The sequence below is a fragment of the Bacillus cereus group sp. BfR-BA-01408 genome, from assembly GCF_022663305.1.
Taxonomy (GTDB): Bacteria; Bacillota; Bacilli; order Bacillales; family Bacillaceae_G; genus Bacillus_A; species Bacillus_A pacificus.
Map to the genome: position 1 here is coordinate 53,709 of NZ_JAKUFF010000008.1, position 16,227 is coordinate 69,935.

Here is a 16,227-nt window from a genome sequence, read left to right on the forward strand (position 1 = left end):
TCATTAATATTAATTAGTCCTTTGCTTTGTAAACTATAGAAACAATGAGAAGTCCACAAAACGAACTTGTCAGTCCAGATACTATTATACCCCCTATTTGGAAAATATGAAAATAGGGATCTACGAAAGCGTGAACGACAAATATAAGAACTGCCACAATGATTGCCGAAATCCAATACTTTCTTTTTTCTGAAGCTATCATCATATCTTTTCCTGTTTCATCTTTATACTTCCATAGTACGTACAATAGCAATAATAAACCGACACATGTACTCCCGTGTTGCATATATTTATACACTGGAATACCATGTAATTCTCTTTGTAAAAATGGTATTTTCATAACGAAGTAGCCTGTATGATGAGTAAACGCATCCCAAACGACATGCGTGAGCATACCAAATAAAGCGGAATAGCAAAATACAAAGAAATCTTTCCATGTATGAAGCCCCCACCTCTCCTCTACTACATAAATATAGTAGCCAGCAAATGGCTTAGGTAAATGCGTTATAAACGGCTTTTTTAAAATGTAATGATACATATATGCGAGCAGAAATACAAGTGGTAAATTTAAATATAAGAACCCAAGCCATGTATGGCCAATAATACCATACGGTCTAAAGTGTAAAAAATATTCAAAATCAGGCGCCATACTCCCTAATATAAGAGCCGTTACTGAAATATGTTTAGAATGCTTTTTCGCAAAAGGAAGAACTGCTGCTGGATGTGCAAATGTAAACGGCATTTTTTAGCTCCTTTTCAGAATTACAATAGATTACATACTATCATAACGACATGAATAATCTCCATGCAATATTTATTTTCACATTGGAATATGATAGTTTAAATGATATAATCCACATGAAATATTCAGAAAATAAGGAGGGGTTCATGTGTCATTAACACTTGTCTTTTTTCTTGTTCTCTTTACCTTGTTTTTAAGTACATACATTGGATTTTTTCTATGGAATCATTTAAAAATTATAAAATACACACCCGCTTTCGTTGACTTTATGAGCGTTCTTTTCATTTTTATATGGAAGAGGATGACTTTCGGTTGGGAAGGTCTCGGTTTTGGCGCACTTCAGTATACAATTTTCACCACAAGCTGTCTTACACTTGTATTGGCTTCCTTTTTAGAATCAAAATCTGTTATGAATTGAGGTTTATATATTGATTGACGTACCCTTTTTAAAAAATGTCACATTAAAAAAAGAAAATATCCCTAGTTTTTCCGTATATCCTTACTGTCTACCCGCTATCCGGACATTACAATCACTAGCTTTCCATCCAAATGTAACATTCATTATTGGAGAAAACGGAACGGGTAAGTCAACATTACTCGAAGCGATTGCAATTGCTTTAGGATTTAATGCCGAAGGTGGAACGAAAAACTTCCGATTTAGTACAAACGATTCACATTCGTCTTTACATGAATACCTTCGAATTTCCAAAAGTTTCAATACACCAAACGACGGTTTCTTTCTTCGTGCTGAATCATTTTATAACGTTGCTTCTTATATTGATGAAATAGATGCTATAAAATCTTATGGCGGTGTTTCACTTCATGAACAATCCCATGGTGAATCATTCTTCTCCTTATTTATGAATCGTTTTTCAGGACAAGGTTTATACATTTTAGATGAGCCCGAGGCCGCCCTATCACCAATGAGACAACTTTCTATGCTCATTCGAATGCACGAACTAGCGGAACAAGGTTCACAATTTGTTATTGCGACGCATTCTCCTATTTTAATGGCTTATCCTGAATCCACTATATACTCTTTAACACAAGAAGGAATTCACGAATCCGCCTTAGAAGACACCGAGCATTACCAAACGACGAAACTTTTCTTTGAAAATCGCGATCGATTATTCCATCATCTATTTGAGTCGTAAAAAAAGAAGCAGCAATAGCTGCTTCTTTTTTATAGTGCTTCTATAAATAATGCTACTCCAATACCGCCGCCGACGCATAGAGAGGCAATTCCTTTTTCTAATCCGCGTCTCTTTAATTCATGAATTAAGCTTACAGTAATACGAGCTCCTGTACAACCGATTGGATGTCCAAGTCCTACACCACTACCGTTTACATTCACTTTTTCACGATCTAAACCTAATTCTTTCTCTACAGCTAAGTATTGCGCAGCGAAAGCTTCATTAATTTCCAGTAAATCTGCATCTTCTAATGACCAATCTACTTTTTCTAATCCTTTACGAATTGCTGGTGCTGGTCCAATACCCATAATTTTCGGATCTACTCCAGCTACTGAATACCCAACAATTCTAGCTAACGGTTGTAAGCCTTTTTCTTTCGCTTTTTCTTCGCTCATTAATACTAAAACCGCGCTTCCGTCATTCAGGCCAGATGCATTCCCTGCAGTTACTGAACCGTCTTTACGGAAAGCTGGTTTTAATCCAGCTAATTTTTCTGCTGTAATATCAGCACGTGGATGTTCATCTTTTGAAAATACTACTTCTTTTCTACGTTCTTTTATCGTAATAGGAACAATTTGATCGTCAAAGTATCCAGACTCAATTGCCTTTAGCGCCAATGTATGACTGCGAAGCGCAACTTCATCTTGTTCCTCTCTTGTAATTTCATATTGTTCAACTAAATTTTCCGCTGTTTCCCCCATCATAATATGATGAATCGGATCTTCTAACACTTCCCACACCGTATCACGAATTTCTCCGTGTTGTAGACGTTGTCCCCAGCGGTGTTGTTTCAATGCATAAGGGCTTGAACTCATTGCTTCTACTCCACCTGCAACGACAACTTCACTTACACCTAATTGAATTTGCATTGCAGCGGACATAATTGCTTGCATACCTGAAGAACATTGGCGTTGGATTGTATAGCCCGTAACTGTGTCAGGAAATCCTGCCGCTAATGCAGCCGTTCTCGCCGTATTTGCTTCATCAGTTCTTTGAATACAATGACCTAAAATCACTTCATCAACTTCGTGTGGTTCTACCCCGCCTCGTTTTACAGCTTCCTGAAGTACAGGAACAGCTAATTCTACTGGCGTTACATTTTTTAGCGCTCCCCCAAAAGTTCCAATTGGCGAACGAACTGCAGCTGTAATAACAACATTATGCATTTTGCACTTGCCCCTCTCTTATGTACCCTAGTCAGTTTTTAGGTGAAATTCCATAAGATGTATGTCTACACCTATCATACTATAAACATACTAAAAAATCAAAATATTTAATATAATAAAAATAGAAGGAATTAACCTTCTATTCTGTTAATGCATATAGAAATTTTTGTAAAATCTTCTCTGTTGTTTTATTCAAATTCGGTAACTTATCTACCGGAAAATATTGAAGCTGTAACCCTTCATGGTCAAGCCTTAATTCTCCACTCACATGATGCCCCTGATACAGATGTATGACATTAAAAATTTCATCTCCATTTGGATATTGGAAGTACACTTCTTTTCCCGAAAGAACCCCGATAAATTGCATAATTTTCGCATTTAGTCCCGTCTCTTCAAACAGTTCTCTGCGAGCAGTTTCTTCTGTCGTTTCTCCTAGCTCCATCGCCCCGCCAGGTACACCCCAATCATATGTATCTGAACGATATTGAAGCAATACTTCTTGATTATCATTTAAGATAATAATTGCTGACCCTACTAGAATAAGCGGCCTTGTACCAACGACTTTACGTAACTCTTCAATATACCCCAATATGTAAACTCTCCTTTCCTCACCCTTCCTTATCATAACAAAATTTTTCTCCTTTTGTTGATGTAATTTTAAAGAAAAAAAAGGAAGCTTTCGCCTCCTTTTTTTCACCTTTATTTCTTAAAACTTTCATATTTTACAGCTTCAAAAGCTTCTTCAATTTCATCATTACGATAATGGACATATGTAAAACGTCCTAATTCTACTAATCTTGCTATTTCTTGTAACGCTTTCTGTTGCTCATATGTTTCTTCCAGCTTAATATGTACATAAAATTTCATTAATGGATGTTCATATAAAGGTTCTCCCACCTCTACATATACATCTTCTACCCCTTGCACAACTCTTACATAACTTGCAAATTGATAAAGAGCTTCTCTGTCTGAAACGATTTTTAATGTATACATATATTCTCCCCCTTTTCTTTACTATATCAAAAAGATGATCACACTACGTTATAGAACTATGAAATTTTTTCGACTTGTAATAAACAAGGCGGTTATCCATACATAGAGTCTTTTCCCAACATATATTATAGGAAGAATTTTTCAGTTGAGGTGTTCCTTATGGATCCATACGTCAATATATGTATTTGCATTACGCCAGGCGCCGATATTTCTAATGATCGTATCGCAAAAGATTTAGCAGTTGCAGAGTCAATTTGGCACCCGATTACATTTCAAATTAAAGAAGTAATTATTTTAAATGAACTTTTTCGTTTTTCTGACCGCGAAATTAGTTATAAAAATTCTATTCAAAGTCAGGAAAAATTAGCATCCTTTTTCCAAACATGTGTGAATGAAGCTCCTGAATGCGACCTTTATATTTGTTATATTGGCAGTGATTATTTCAAAGAAACAGCAGTCATTGCCTGTGCTTACTCTTTAGCGAAACAACAGCAACTTACTGGTTATATCGTTTTAACAAATTCAGCTGCCCCCATGAAAAATATATATACGCTCGCTCACGAAATCGGTCATATTTTATTTACAAGACGTGTTCACGGAAAACTTACTCACGCTGATCCTCATTCCCCAACTGGCTCGGAGCACCATCCTTCTCCAACAAATCTTATGTACCCTATCGTACCTCGTCCTGAAAATGTCCATATTCAATCCCTATTAACGAACGAACAAAAAGCACTCTCTTTACAAAGTGCTTTATTGCAAAGAAAAAAACAGTAACGCTCTTGTTACTGTTTAAAACAATATATTCCAATCAACAAACCAAATTCCGGCTGCAACGGATGCAACTATACAACTAAACATAAATACAATTACTCTAAAAATCTCTATATAATATTTCTTTGGAAATATTTTTTTGCATATCCAGAGCAGCCACTTTCCTATTAAACCGAAGAACAACACATAACCTGATGTGTCATCTAATAAAGTATCGAAATAGTCATCGTGTAACTTTTTCGAAAAGGTAGTATATAGCCCAAAAATCGTTAAACCTAAAAATGTAATAGACAATATACCTAGAAATATACTTTGCATATTTGTTCTCCTCTCAATAAAAAATTCAGTTCGTTCGCTATTAATATAAAGCTAGCTTACAGTTTTTTTCTCCTCAATTTTCAAAGACCATCTCATTAATACATATAAACTTCCGTACAGAAGTAACGGCTCTAGCATTCCCCAATATGGGTTGTTCTTCCCTAATTCTTTAAATACAAACATAATGAATAGCGGGACAATAACAGTTAATATCCCAATCCAGCCAAGTATGTATGCTTCCCCAATTAACAGTACTAACAAGATAACTCCAGCTAGTATATAACTTTGTATAGTCGTTAATTGTAATACAGGTGTCCCATACCATTTATTCATAAACATCAATAATATTAGTAATAAAATCGGTAGCAATGCTGCTACATAAATAATGCTAAATTCTTTTATTTTACTCTTAAATGATGACATTTTAAAAGCAAATATAATTCCTACAATCGTAATCATTAAAACAATTGGGTATCCAATTAATTGTACATTCGTTAATGTAAATTCATGATTTGGGCTTTCAAATAAAATATTTGTAAGTAACCAATATCCCCCTATTCCAATTATCATTCCTAAAATAGTCTTTATACTCCCGCCTTTATCCTTTTCCATCTCTTTCGCTAATTCTTCTGCATACTCTTTTGGCGAATCACCAAATATATCACTTACCGTTTTCCCTTCTTTCTCACCTTCAATTAAATGAAGTTCTGCATCTTCTAAAAAAGCGTCAACATCTTCTTCTTTAATTCCTTTCGTTATTAAATATACTTTCGTATCAATTAAAAACTTTTCTCCTTCTTTAGAAATCTTCATGATAATCCCTCCCTTATTAAACCGTCTCTCTTCTATTCGTCTTCATCATAATTTCAAGGAAAATTAAAATAAACAAACTTCCGTATAAACATATAATTTGAAATAACATTGGAACAAGGTCTTCTGATGTAAATGTTTTAAACAGTAACATAATCGAAAGTGGAATGATTAAATATAAGTTTTTAAACCATCCATCAAAATATATATTTATCGCTACTGTAATAATAAAAATCCCACCAGCTAATATATAACTTTGCATTTGAGTGAATATAAACAGTTTTGTTGGATAGACCACATCTAATACCGTAACAACCCCCATTAAAAACATTGGCGCGATCATAACTAAAAACCACATAGAAAACCACGTTTTTGTAAAACTTGTTACGAAAGTCATTTTGCGAAGTAGAAAATTAGGACCTATAACAACTAAAATCAATGACAAACTATACCCCACGCACTGAATCAGTGACATCTGTAATAATCCGTTATTCACTATTAGGATAGAAGCAATAATCCAAAACGATACGATATTCATTACTGTAAAACCAATTTGCTTCCACGTTTCCTGTCTATCTCTTTCCATCACTTTGACAAGTTCATTTGCGTATTCTTTCGGTGAGCTTCCGAAAATTTCTTCTACGCTTTTCCCATCACTCTCACCTTCTATTAAATGAAGTTCTGCGTCTTCGATAAAGCTTTCAATATCACTTTCTTTCACACTCTTTGCAGTCAAAACCAATCTCATATCTAATAAAAACTTTCGTGCTTCATTTGATAGCATTATTTTCTTCTCCCCTTCCCTTCAAGTAGACGTTCCACACTACTTTGCATCGCTTCCCAGCGATCCATAAATTCATCTAGTGCATCTTCGCCATTTTCTGTTAACGTGTAATACTTCCGTTTTGGACCAGATGGGGATTCCTTCATTACACTTGTTATGAGTCCTTCCTTTTGCATTCGTATTAATAACGGATAAATACTTCCTTCACTTGCCATTGTAAAGCCATACTTTGCTAGCTTCTCACTCATTTCATAACCATATATTTCACCTTCAGAAATAATAGCAAGTAAGCATCCTTCTAAAATCCCTTTCAGCATTTGACTTGTCGACATAATTCAAATCCTCCCACTATCTTGTTTTACAAGATAGACAAGCGTAAGTATCTTGCTTTACAAAATAGTATAGCAAAGACTATTTTGCAAAACAAGATAGCTAACAATATTTTTCCAAATCTTTGCAGGATTTTTATTATCCACTCTCTAAATAAAGCGATAGGAGAACTTTATTACGAAGGGATGTTTTTCATCATGGTTACAAATCGAGTTGTTTTTTTAACAGGTGCTGCAAGTGGTATTGGTTATGAAATGGGACACGCTTTTGCAAAAGAAGGTGCAAAAGTTGTTATTACCGATCGTCTTGAAGAACGTGCAAAAGAAGCTGCTGAACAACTACAAAAAGAGGGATTTCAAGCTATCGGCTTAAAATGTGATGTTACATCCGAAGAAGAAATAGAAGCATCCATTTCCCAAACTGTTACTCATTTCGGTTCATTAGACATATTAATTAATAACGCAGGCATGCAACACGTTTCACCAATTGAAGATTTTCCAACCGAAAAGTTTGAGCTACTAATTAAAATTATGCAAATCGCTCCTTTTATCGCCATTAAACATGCCTTTCCGATTATGAAAAAGCAAAAGTATGGCCGAATTATTAATGTCGCTTCCATTAATGGCCTCGTTGGATTTGCAGGGAAATCCGCCTACAATAGCGCGAAACATGGTGTAATTGGATTAACAAAAGTTGCTGCTTTAGAAGGCGCTACGCATGGTATTACTGTAAATGCACTGTGTCCTGGTTATGTCGATACCCCTCTTGTACGTAATCAACTACAAGACTTAGCTACTACACGAAATGTACCACTTGAAAATGTTTTGGAGGAAGTCATTTATCCACTTGTACCGCAAAAACGCTTATTACAAGTACAAGAAATCGCGGATTATGCAATCTTTTTAGCGAGCGAAAAAGCGAAAGGTATAACCGGGCAAGCTGTCGTTATCGATGGTGGTTATACTGCTCAATAAAAAATAAAGTTTGCTCACAAAGAGCAAACTTTATTTTTTATCCCGGGGATCTTCCTACTTTAGTAATTGTTTAGGGAGTTTCTCGATTGCAACAATTACCCCATCTAATTTGCTTTCAATTCGATGGAGTAAATATAATGTTACAACAATCGGAAACCCTACATTACCTATCATCTTGATCCACTCTTCCATTCTTTTTCCCTCCTTTCATTATATAAATAAGAGAAAAGAACACATTTAGGCATAAAAAAACAAGCTATTATGTATTAGCTTGTTTTTTCAAATAATGATGCAATTTCTCGCTTATAATCTCCACGTATAATACCTCGCTCAGTAATAATGCCTGTAATTAATTCGTTTGGCGTTACATCAAATGCTGGATTATAAACAGTAGTTCCAACTGGCGTTACTTGTTTCCCAAAAATTTTCGTAACTTCTGTTTCATCTCTTTCTTCAATAACAATTTCAGCTCCTGTTTGTTTCGTAATATCAAATGTCGATAACGGAGCTGCAACGTAGAATGGGATACCGAAGTACTTTGCTAATATAGCTAAATTCATTGTTCCGATTTTATTTGCTGTATCCCCATTTGCGACAATTCGGTCCGCTCCTACAATAATTGCGTTGATTTCTTTCGTTTGAATAGCATGAGCTGCCGTATTATCTGTAATAAGCGTTACATCAATACCTGCCTGTTTTAATTCCCAAGTCGTTAAACGCCCGCCTTGTAAAACTGGTCTCGTTTCACATGCATATGCATGTAAATGTACACCTTTTTCTTTCCCAATATAAAACGGTGCTAGTGCAGTACCATATTTAGCAGTTGCAATACTGCCAGCGTTACAAATCGTTAAAATGTTATCACCATCTTGAAAACATGATAATGCATGTTCTCCAATACTCCTGCATACTGCTTCATCTTCTTGCTGAATGAGAAGCGCTTCTTCTTCTAATATTTTTTGTGCTTCTTTTATTGTAGTAATTTCTTGAATAGATTCTCTCATACGATCGATTGCCCAAAATAAATTGACTGCTGTCGGGCGTGACGTTCCCAAATAATTACAATCTCTATTAAACTTCTTTTGAAATTCTTCAATATGTAAAGTAGTATATTTTTTTGCTACAAGCGCCAAGCCAAATGCAGCTACAATTCCAATTGCCGGTGCTCCTCGTACTTCTAGCATGACAATACTTTTCCATACCTCTTCAATCGTCGTTAATGTTTTATATTCTGTGCTATGCGGCAACTTTGTTTGATTTAATACTGCAATAGCATCCCCTTTCCAACTGACAGACCTCGGAATCGTAACAATTGTACTCATGCTTTTACCCCTCCAGAAACTGTCTGTTGAAATAATGTTCGGAACAGTTGAATATCAGCGTTTTTAGATTCATATTTTATTAGTTCTTTACCTAAGTATAAAGCTTGTTTCTTGGCTTGAATTCTCTTTTCTTTATTTGCTATTTCATCTAAATCAGCTACATGTGCTAAGCCAATTGTTCTTCGGATAAGCTCACATCCAGCAAATCCGACCACATCCGTAAAAATATTTTGCAAAATAATCGGCAACCATTGTTTTTCTTTCGTATATGCTTCTACACCTTCTCCAATCCATAACTTTGTAAAAGTGTCTACGAAATAGCTCCATGTTTTCTCAATATGGAAAAATAGCACACTTCTCTGTTCTTCCTCTCTAGATAGAGCATTTAATAATAGGTTTGCAATAAATTGACCAAGATCAAATCCAAATGGGCCATAAGTTGCAAACTCCGGATCAATCACTTTCGTTTCAGAAGGTGATGAAAAAATACTACCAGTATGTAAATCACCATGAATAAGTGCTTCTTTTCTCGTTAAAAACTTATATTTATATTGTGCTACTTTTAATTTTAAAGTTTTATCACTCCACAATTCATCAACCGCTAGTTGTAATTCCGGCTCATAATCATTCGTATCGTAATGGCCAAACGGATCTGTAAACACTAAATCTTCTGTAATCTTGCAGAGGTCTGGGTTTACAAATGTACCTTCTAGTCCCCTTTTCTCTTCTGACTGTAAACCGAAATCTGAAGTATAAAATAAAACATTTGCTAGAAAACGACCGATATGTTGGGATAAAAGTGGATATTCTTCTCCATCTATTAATCCTTTTCTTGTAATTGTTAGTCTTGATAAGTCTTCTATTACTGTTACTGCTAACTCTTCATCATGACTGTGCACTACCGGAACATAATCCGGTACATACTTCGCAAAAATTTTCAGTGCCTTGCTTTCAATTGTCGCTCTTTTTATAGATAACGGCCAGCTTTCACCAACTACTTTCGCATATGGCAGTGCCTGTTTTATTATAATAGACTTCTCTCCATCATCTAATTTGAACACGTAATTTAAATTTCCATCTCCAATTTCATGACAAAATACATTTGCTTTCTTTTCAAAATAACCGTGTTCTTTCGCATATTGTATAGCTGTTGTTTCAGTTAATGCATAATATCCCATCGTCTTCTCCCCCTTTTTTATATTCAGAGGTTTTTCTGACGTAGAAAAACCTCTTTCCACTAAGAAAGAGGTTTGAAGTTTATCTTCTCCCCTCTTATCTGCCAGAAAGTTTTACTTTCTGCTGGAATTAGCACCGTGCCTTTTGGCGTAAATAAACGCCCCATTTCACAATGGTATTACGGTCGGTTGCTGGGCTTCATCGGGCCAAATCCCTCCACCTGCTCTTGATAAGAGTTGTATAATTTTTTAGAATTTTTAACTTTATGTTGAAGACTATACCAAGAATAAAAATCACTTGTCAACATTTTATTTGTATAATTCTGGACGTCGATCCGCAAAAACTGGAATTCCTTTGCGTACTTCTTTAATTTTCTCGAATGTAAGCTCTCCAAATAGAATTGCTTCTTCTTCATTTGCTTCTACAACAACTTCGCCCCAAGGATCGACAATTAAAGAATGGCCAGCAAACTCATTATTTGGATCCTTCCCTGCCCTATTACATGCTACAACATAACACTGGTTTTCAACTGCTCTTGCTTGTAATAGCAAACGCCAATGTGCTAAACGAACTAATGGCCATTCAGCTACAACAAATAAAACTTTTGCACCTTTAGCAGTATGAACGCGCATCCACTCCGGAAAACGAATATCATAGCAAATTGTGCCAGCGCACTCTACATCATCTAACTTAAATTCACCAGTACGATTTCCAGCGATTAAATATTTATGTTCATCCATAAGCTGAAATAAATGCACTTTACTATATTCATGGACTAGTTCTCCTTTATTCGTTACAACATACATTGTATTTGTAACACCTTGCTCCGTTTGCTTTGCTATAGAACCACCAACAATATGTACACCATATTGTTTCGACCATTCTATCAACTTTTCTTTCGTTTCCAATCCATCCCTATCTGCAATTTCAGAGAGTCTCGTTAAATCATAACCTGTTGTCCATAGTTCTGGTAAGACGATAACATCTGGTCTTTCCTTCATCGCTTCGCTTATTTTATTTTTAGCATTCTCAATATTTTTTTCTACATCTCCAAAGACAATATCCATCTGAATACATGCGACTTTCATTTTTTCAGCCCCATTCTCATTTTTTTCTTTACAAAATACTGGAAAGATTATATCATTTGTCACTAGAATTGTAACAACTTTCAAAAGAGGTGGAAAGTATGAAATCATTTCAACCTTCTGAGATAGTAACATCATTGCCAACACAATTTTTCGCTTCACTTGTTGCAAAAGTTAACAAAGTCGTTGCAGCTGGTCACGATGTTATTAATCTAGGTCAAGGTAATCCAGATCAACCAACACCGCAGCATATCGTAAAAGCTTTGCAAGATGCTGCTGAAAAGACCATTCATCATAAATATCCGCCATTTCGCGGACACGAAAGCTTAAAAGAAGCTGTAGCAACATTCTATCAACGTGAATACGGCGTAGAATTAAATTCGAAAACTGAAGTTGCTATTTTGTTTGGTGGAAAGGCTGGATTAGTAGAATTACCAGTTTGCTTTACAAACCCTGGTGATACGATTCTCGTTCCCGATCCAGGTTATCCAGATTATTTATCAGGTGTCGCTTTAGCAAAAGCAAAATTTGAAACAATGCCACTTATTGCAGAAAATAACTTTTTACCAGATTATGCAAAAATTGATGATTCTATTGCCGAGCGTGCAAAATTAATGTTTTTAAACTATCCAAATAATCCTACAGGTGCTACTGCATCAAAAGATTTTTTTGATGAAACAATTCATTTTGCCAATAAACACAATATATTAGTTGTTCATGATTTTGCTTATGGTGCTATAGGATTCGACGGTCAAAAGCCAGTTAGTTTCTTACAAGCAGACGGTGCCAAAGATACAGGAATCGAAATTTACACATTATCGAAAACTTTTAATATGGCTGGCTGGCGCATCGCTTTTGCTGTAGGGAATGAAAGTGTCATTGAAACCATTAACTTATTACAAGATCATATGTATGTTAGCATCTTCGGTGCAGTTCAAGATGCCGCCCGCGAAGCACTATTAAGTTCACAGTCTTGCGTAATAGACCTTGTAAATAGTTACGAAGCTCGACGAAACGCTCTTATTTCAGCTTGTCACTCAATTGGTTGGAATGTAAACATTCCAACAGGATCATTCTTTGCATGGCTTCCTGTTCCAAAAGGATATACTTCTGAGCAATTTTCTAATATTTTACTAGAAAAAGCACATGTCGCAGTTGCTCCTGGTGTTGGATTTGGTGAGCATGGCGAAGGGTATGTCCGTGTTGGTCTCTTACATACAGAAGATAGGTTAAGAGAAGCCATTCATCGAATTGATAAATTAAATTTTTTCAAAAAGTAATTGACAACATGAAAAATATCTGACAAAATTCAGTTATCTTAAAAATTTAAACATTTCTAAATACTTCTTATCAAGAGCAGGTGGAGGGACGAGCCCGACGAAACCCGGCAACCGATCTACAATTGTAGACACGGTGCTAATTCTCGCAGCATTACGCTGACAGATAAGGAGCTGGTTGTAAAAAAACCTCTCCTTAGCTGAGAGGTTTTTTTATTTAACTAGGAGGTTATAACAATGAGCGGAATTATAGCGACATATTTAATCCATGATGATTCACATAACTTAGAAAAAAAAGCTGAGCAAATTGCACTCGGTTTAACAATTGGCTCTTGGACTCATTTGCCACATTTATTGCAAGAACAATTAAAGCAGCATAAAGGCAACGTCATTCATGTTGAGGAATTAGCTGCACATGAACATACCAATTCGTATTTACGTAAAAAAGTGAAACGCGGAATTATTAAAATCGAATATCCGTTATTAAATTTCAGTCCAGATTTACCAGCAATTTTAACGACTACATTTGGAAAGCTATCACTTGATGGCGAAGTAAAATTAATTGACTTAACTTTTTCAGACGAATTAAAAAAACAGTTTCCTGGTCCAAAATTCGGGATAGATGGTATTCGAAATCTTTTACAAGTACATGATCGTCCCCTTTTAATGAGTATTTTTAAAGGAATGATTGGACGAAATATTGGGTATTTAAAAACGCAATTACGCGATCAAGCAATTGGTGGTGTAGATATCGTAAAAGATGATGAGATATTATTCGAAAATGCATTAACACCACTTACAAAACGCATCGTATCTGGAAAAGAAGTTTTACAATCCGTATATGAAACGTACGGACATAAAACGTTATATGCCGTAAATTTAACAGGACGAACTTTTGATTTAAAAGAAAATGCGAAACGTGCAGTGCAAGCTGGAGCTGATATTCTATTATTTAACGTATTCTCTTACGGACTAGATGTACTACAATCACTTGCAGAAGATGATGAAATCCCGCTTCCTATTATGGCACACCCTGCTGTAAGTGGTGCTTATTCCGCATCCAAGTTATATGGAGTTTCATCTCCATTATTACTCGGAAAGCTACTCCGTTATGCTGGGGCTGACTTTTCATTATTCCCATCTCCATACGGAAGTGTTGCGCTAGAAAAAGAGGAAGCTCTTGCTATCTCAAAATATTTAACTGAAGGCGATTCATTTTTCAAGAAGAGCTTTTCTGTTCCGTCTGCTGGTATTCACCCTGGTTTCGTTCCCTTTATTGTACGAGATTTCGGTAAAGATGTTGTTATTAATGCTGGTGGCGGAATACATGGACATCCAAATGGGGCGCAGGGCGGCGGTAAAGCTTTCCGTGCTGCAATTGATGCTACTTTGCAAAATAAACCACTCCATGAAGTAGATGACATAAATTTGCATAGCGCACTACAAATATGGGGAAATCCCTCTCATGAGGTGAAATTATGAGTATTCAAGTATTTTGTGATTTCGATGGCACGATTACAAATAATGATAACATTATGTCCATTATGGAAAAATTTGCACCACCAGAAGCTGAAGAAGTAAAGAATAGAATTTTATCACAAGAGCTATCTATTCAAGAAGGTGTTTCTCAATTATTTCAATTCATACCTACTAATCTGCACGATGAAATTATTCAATTTTTAATAGAGACTGCTGAAATCCGTAATGGTTTTCATGAATTTATACAATTTGTAAATAAAAATAATATTTCCTTTTATGTTATATCAGGTGGAATGGATTTCTTCGTCTATCCACTCTTACAAGGACTCATTCCGAAAGAGCAAATTTACTGTAATGAAACAGATTTTTCAAATGAATACATTACGGTGAATTGGCCTCATCCTTGTGATCATCATTGTCAAAATCATTGCGGATTATGTAAATCATCACTCATCCGTAAATTAAGTAATACAAATGACTTCCATATTGTAATCGGAGATTCAATTACTGATTTACAAGCTGCGAAACAAGCGGATAAAGTGTTCGCTCGTGACTTCCTTATTACAAAATGTGAAGAAAATCATATTTCTTATACACCATTTGAATCGTTTCACGATATTCAAAACGAATTAAAACATTTGTTGGAGGTGAAATTATGAAACAACTTTTTCGTCAATGGTATGACTTAAGCGAGATAAAAAAAGAATTAACAACACGAAATTGGTTTCCAGCAACGAGTGGTAATATTTCTATAAAGGTTAGTCATGAACCACTCACTTTTCTCATTACAGCAAGTGGTAAAGATAAAACAAAAACGACTCCAGATGATTTTCTATTAGTAGATCATCTAGGGGTTCCCGTATTAGAAACTGAATTACGTCCTTCAGCAGAAACAATCTTGCATACACATATTTATAACAATACGAATGCTGGATGCGTCCTTCATGTTCATACAACCGATAATAATGTTATCACAAATTTATATAGTGATGCAGTCACACTTCAAAATCAAGAAATTATTAAAGCTCTCGATATTTGGGAAGAAGGTGCAACAATAAACATTCCTATTATCGAAAACCATGCCCATATCCCAACGCTTGGAGAAAACTTCCGCAAGCATATACAAGGAGATTCGGGGGCAGTATTAATCCGTAACCATGGTATTACCGTATGGGGCCGAGATAGCTTTGATGCAAAGAAAAGATTAGAAGCTTATGAGTTTTTATTCCAATTTCATATAAAACTATTATCAATTCAAGGAGGCGTTTCTAATGGCGCAAATTCGTATTCATGAAATAAATACTCGCATTGAAAATGAAGTGGAAGTATCAAAATTTCTACAAGAGGAAGGCGTTTTATATGAGAAATGGAATATTTCCAAACTTCCTACTCATTTAAAAGAAAATTACTCATTAACAGATGAAAACAAAGCTGAAATATTAGCTGTGTTTTCAAAAGAAATTGCTGATGTTTCATCACGCCGAGGTTATAAAGCACATGATGTAATTTCACTTTCAAATAGCACACCTAACCTTGACGAACTATTAATTAATTTCCAAAAAGAACACCATCATACTGATGATGAAGTTCGCTTTATTGTTAGTGGTCATGGCATCTTTGCCATTGAAGGAAAAGATGGGACATTCTTTGACGTTGAACTTGAGCCAGGCGATCTCATATCTGTTCCTGAAAATGCAAGACATTATTTTACCTTGCAAGATGATCGTCAAGTTGTAGCTATTCGTATTTTTGTTACAACTGAAGGCTGGGTTCCAATCTATTAAGGTAGTTAGTTGAATAAAAG

The 16,227-nt window shown here is 35.5% G+C and carries 21 protein-coding genes and 2 riboswitches; of the genes, 9 read left to right on the forward strand and 12 right to left on the reverse strand.

Annotated elements, in window-relative coordinates:
- Window positions 1–13: 13 nt before the first annotated feature.
- Entirely contained in the window at window positions 14–742 is a 729-nt protein-coding gene (locus tag MR083_RS06595; RefSeq protein WP_242268758.1) for a DUF4184 family protein, read from the reverse strand.
- Window positions 743–890: 148 nt separating this feature from the next.
- On the opposite strand from MR083_RS06595, the gene MR083_RS27995 reads away from it, so the two are divergent.
- On the forward strand, window positions 891–1,160 hold the full coding sequence (locus tag MR083_RS27995) for a hypothetical protein (RefSeq protein WP_000059967.1): 270 nt from the start codon (window positions 891–893) through the stop codon (window positions 1,158–1,160).
- Between the two features lie 10 nt (window positions 1,161–1,170).
- Entirely contained in the window at window positions 1,171–1,896 is a 726-nt protein-coding gene (locus MR083_RS06605) for an AAA family ATPase (protein ID WP_000567988.1), read from the forward strand.
- A 29-nt stretch (window positions 1,897–1,925) separates the two neighbouring features.
- On the opposite strand, the gene MR083_RS06610 is transcribed toward MR083_RS06605, so the two are convergent.
- The 3 genes from MR083_RS06610 to MR083_RS06620 form a co-directional block, all read right to left on the reverse strand.
- Window positions 1,926–3,101, reverse strand: a complete 1,176-nt coding sequence (locus MR083_RS06610; protein ID WP_000552083.1) for an acetyl-CoA C-acetyltransferase — start codon at window positions 3,099–3,101, stop codon at window positions 1,926–1,928.
- A gap of 139 nt (window positions 3,102–3,240) precedes the next feature.
- Entirely contained in the window at window positions 3,241–3,690 is a 450-nt protein-coding gene (locus MR083_RS06615) for an NUDIX hydrolase (RefSeq protein ID WP_000540524.1), read from the reverse strand.
- 110 nt (window positions 3,691–3,800) lie between these two features.
- Window positions 3,801–4,094, reverse strand: a complete 294-nt coding sequence (locus MR083_RS06620) for a DUF3928 family protein (RefSeq protein ID WP_000288328.1) — start codon at window positions 4,092–4,094, stop codon at window positions 3,801–3,803.
- 159 nt (window positions 4,095–4,253) lie between these two features.
- Between MR083_RS06620 and MR083_RS06625 the strand changes: the two genes are divergently transcribed.
- Window positions 4,254–4,871, forward strand: a complete 618-nt coding sequence (locus MR083_RS06625) for an ImmA/IrrE family metallo-endopeptidase (protein WP_000371624.1) — start codon at window positions 4,254–4,256, stop codon at window positions 4,869–4,871.
- 15 nt (window positions 4,872–4,886) lie between these two features.
- Here the strand turns inward: MR083_RS06625 and MR083_RS06630 are convergent, their stop codons facing one another.
- The 4 genes from MR083_RS06630 to MR083_RS06645 are packed head-to-tail and all read right to left on the reverse strand — an operon-like array spanning window position 4,887 to window position 7,112.
- Window positions 4,887–5,186: a hypothetical protein gene (locus tag MR083_RS06630; RefSeq protein WP_001190633.1), complete on the reverse strand. Its 300-nt coding sequence runs from the start codon at window positions 5,184–5,186 to the stop codon at window positions 4,887–4,889.
- Window positions 5,187–5,237: 51 nt separating this feature from the next.
- Complete coding sequence (locus tag MR083_RS06635; protein WP_000703257.1) at window positions 5,238–5,999, reverse strand: DUF1129 domain-containing protein; 762 nt, start codon at window positions 5,997–5,999, stop codon at window positions 5,238–5,240.
- Window positions 6,000–6,015: 16 nt separating this feature from the next.
- The gene (locus MR083_RS06640; RefSeq protein ID WP_000950453.1) at window positions 6,016–6,780 is read right to left on the reverse strand and encodes a DUF1129 domain-containing protein; all 765 of its coding nucleotides are present in this window, start codon (window positions 6,778–6,780) and stop codon (window positions 6,016–6,018) included.
- A complete protein-coding gene (locus MR083_RS06645; RefSeq protein ID WP_000107991.1) occupies window positions 6,780–7,112 on the reverse strand; it encodes a PadR family transcriptional regulator in 333 nt (110 codons plus the stop codon). Before MR083_RS06645 ends, MR083_RS06640 begins: the two co-directional genes overlap by 1 nt.
- A 195-nt stretch (window positions 7,113–7,307) precedes the next feature.
- Here MR083_RS06645 and MR083_RS06650 point away from each other — a divergent pair, with 195 nt between their 5' ends.
- A complete protein-coding gene (locus MR083_RS06650) occupies window positions 7,308–8,084 on the forward strand; it encodes a 3-hydroxybutyrate dehydrogenase (protein WP_000258421.1) in 777 nt (258 codons plus the stop codon).
- Window positions 8,085–8,138: 54 nt separating this feature from the next.
- Here the strand turns inward: MR083_RS06650 and MR083_RS06655 are convergent, their stop codons facing one another.
- The 4 genes from MR083_RS06655 to MR083_RS06670 all read right to left on the reverse strand — a co-directional run bounded on the left by MR083_RS06655 (window position 8,139) and on the right by MR083_RS06670 (window position 11,754).
- Window positions 8,139–8,276 (reverse strand): YvrJ family protein, encoded by a 138-nt coding sequence (locus tag MR083_RS06655; RefSeq protein WP_000393326.1) that lies wholly within the window; start codon window positions 8,274–8,276, stop codon window positions 8,139–8,141.
- A 74-nt stretch (window positions 8,277–8,350) separates the two neighbouring features.
- Window positions 8,351–9,406: an S-methyl-5-thioribose-1-phosphate isomerase gene (gene mtnA, locus MR083_RS06660; protein WP_000104589.1), complete on the reverse strand. Its 1,056-nt coding sequence runs from the start codon at window positions 9,404–9,406 to the stop codon at window positions 8,351–8,353.
- Window positions 9,403–10,584, reverse strand: coding sequence for an S-methyl-5-thioribose kinase (mtnK, locus tag MR083_RS06665; RefSeq protein ID WP_000542620.1), 1,182 nt, complete (start codon window positions 10,582–10,584; stop codon window positions 9,403–9,405). Before mtnK ends, mtnA begins: the two co-directional genes overlap by 4 nt.
- 91 nt (window positions 10,585–10,675) lie before the next feature.
- Window positions 10,676–10,818, reverse strand: a riboswitch (SAM riboswitch).
- A 72-nt stretch (window positions 10,819–10,890) separates the two neighbouring features.
- Window positions 10,891–11,754 carry a carbon-nitrogen family hydrolase gene (locus MR083_RS06670; protein WP_029141189.1) on the reverse strand — a complete coding sequence of 288 codons (864 nt, stop codon included), beginning with the start codon at window positions 11,752–11,754 and terminating at the stop codon, window positions 10,891–10,893.
- A 14-nt stretch (window positions 11,755–11,768) separates the two neighbouring features.
- Between MR083_RS06670 and MR083_RS06675 the strand changes: the two genes are divergently transcribed.
- The 5 genes from MR083_RS06675 (at window position 11,769) to MR083_RS06695 (ending at window position 16,207) form a co-directional block, all read left to right on the forward strand.
- Window positions 11,769–12,947 carry a pyridoxal phosphate-dependent aminotransferase gene (locus MR083_RS06675; protein ID WP_049112786.1) on the forward strand — a complete coding sequence of 393 codons (1,179 nt, stop codon included), beginning with the start codon at window positions 11,769–11,771 and terminating at the stop codon, window positions 12,945–12,947.
- A gap of 64 nt (window positions 12,948–13,011) precedes the next feature.
- Window positions 13,012–13,117, forward strand: a riboswitch (SAM riboswitch).
- Window positions 13,118–13,181: 64 nt separating this feature from the next.
- The gene (gene mtnW, locus MR083_RS06680; RefSeq protein ID WP_000014177.1) at window positions 13,182–14,426 is read left to right on the forward strand and encodes a 2,3-diketo-5-methylthiopentyl-1-phosphate enolase; all 1,245 of its coding nucleotides are present in this window, start codon (window positions 13,182–13,184) and stop codon (window positions 14,424–14,426) included.
- A complete protein-coding gene (gene mtnX / locus MR083_RS06685) occupies window positions 14,423–15,082 on the forward strand; it encodes a 2-hydroxy-3-keto-5-methylthiopentenyl-1-phosphate phosphatase (RefSeq protein ID WP_000027469.1) in 660 nt (219 codons plus the stop codon). Before mtnW ends, mtnX begins: the two co-directional genes overlap by 4 nt.
- Window positions 15,079–15,717, forward strand: coding sequence for a methylthioribulose 1-phosphate dehydratase (locus tag MR083_RS06690; RefSeq protein WP_000811331.1), 639 nt, complete (start codon window positions 15,079–15,081; stop codon window positions 15,715–15,717). Before mtnX ends, MR083_RS06690 begins: the two co-directional genes overlap by 4 nt.
- Window positions 15,695–16,207 carry a 1,2-dihydroxy-3-keto-5-methylthiopentene dioxygenase gene (locus tag MR083_RS06695; protein ID WP_000057307.1) on the forward strand — a complete coding sequence of 171 codons (513 nt, stop codon included), beginning with the start codon at window positions 15,695–15,697 and terminating at the stop codon, window positions 16,205–16,207. The genes MR083_RS06690 and MR083_RS06695 overlap by 23 nt, the downstream gene beginning before the upstream one ends.
- The last annotated feature ends 20 nt before the right edge of the window (window positions 16,208–16,227 follow it).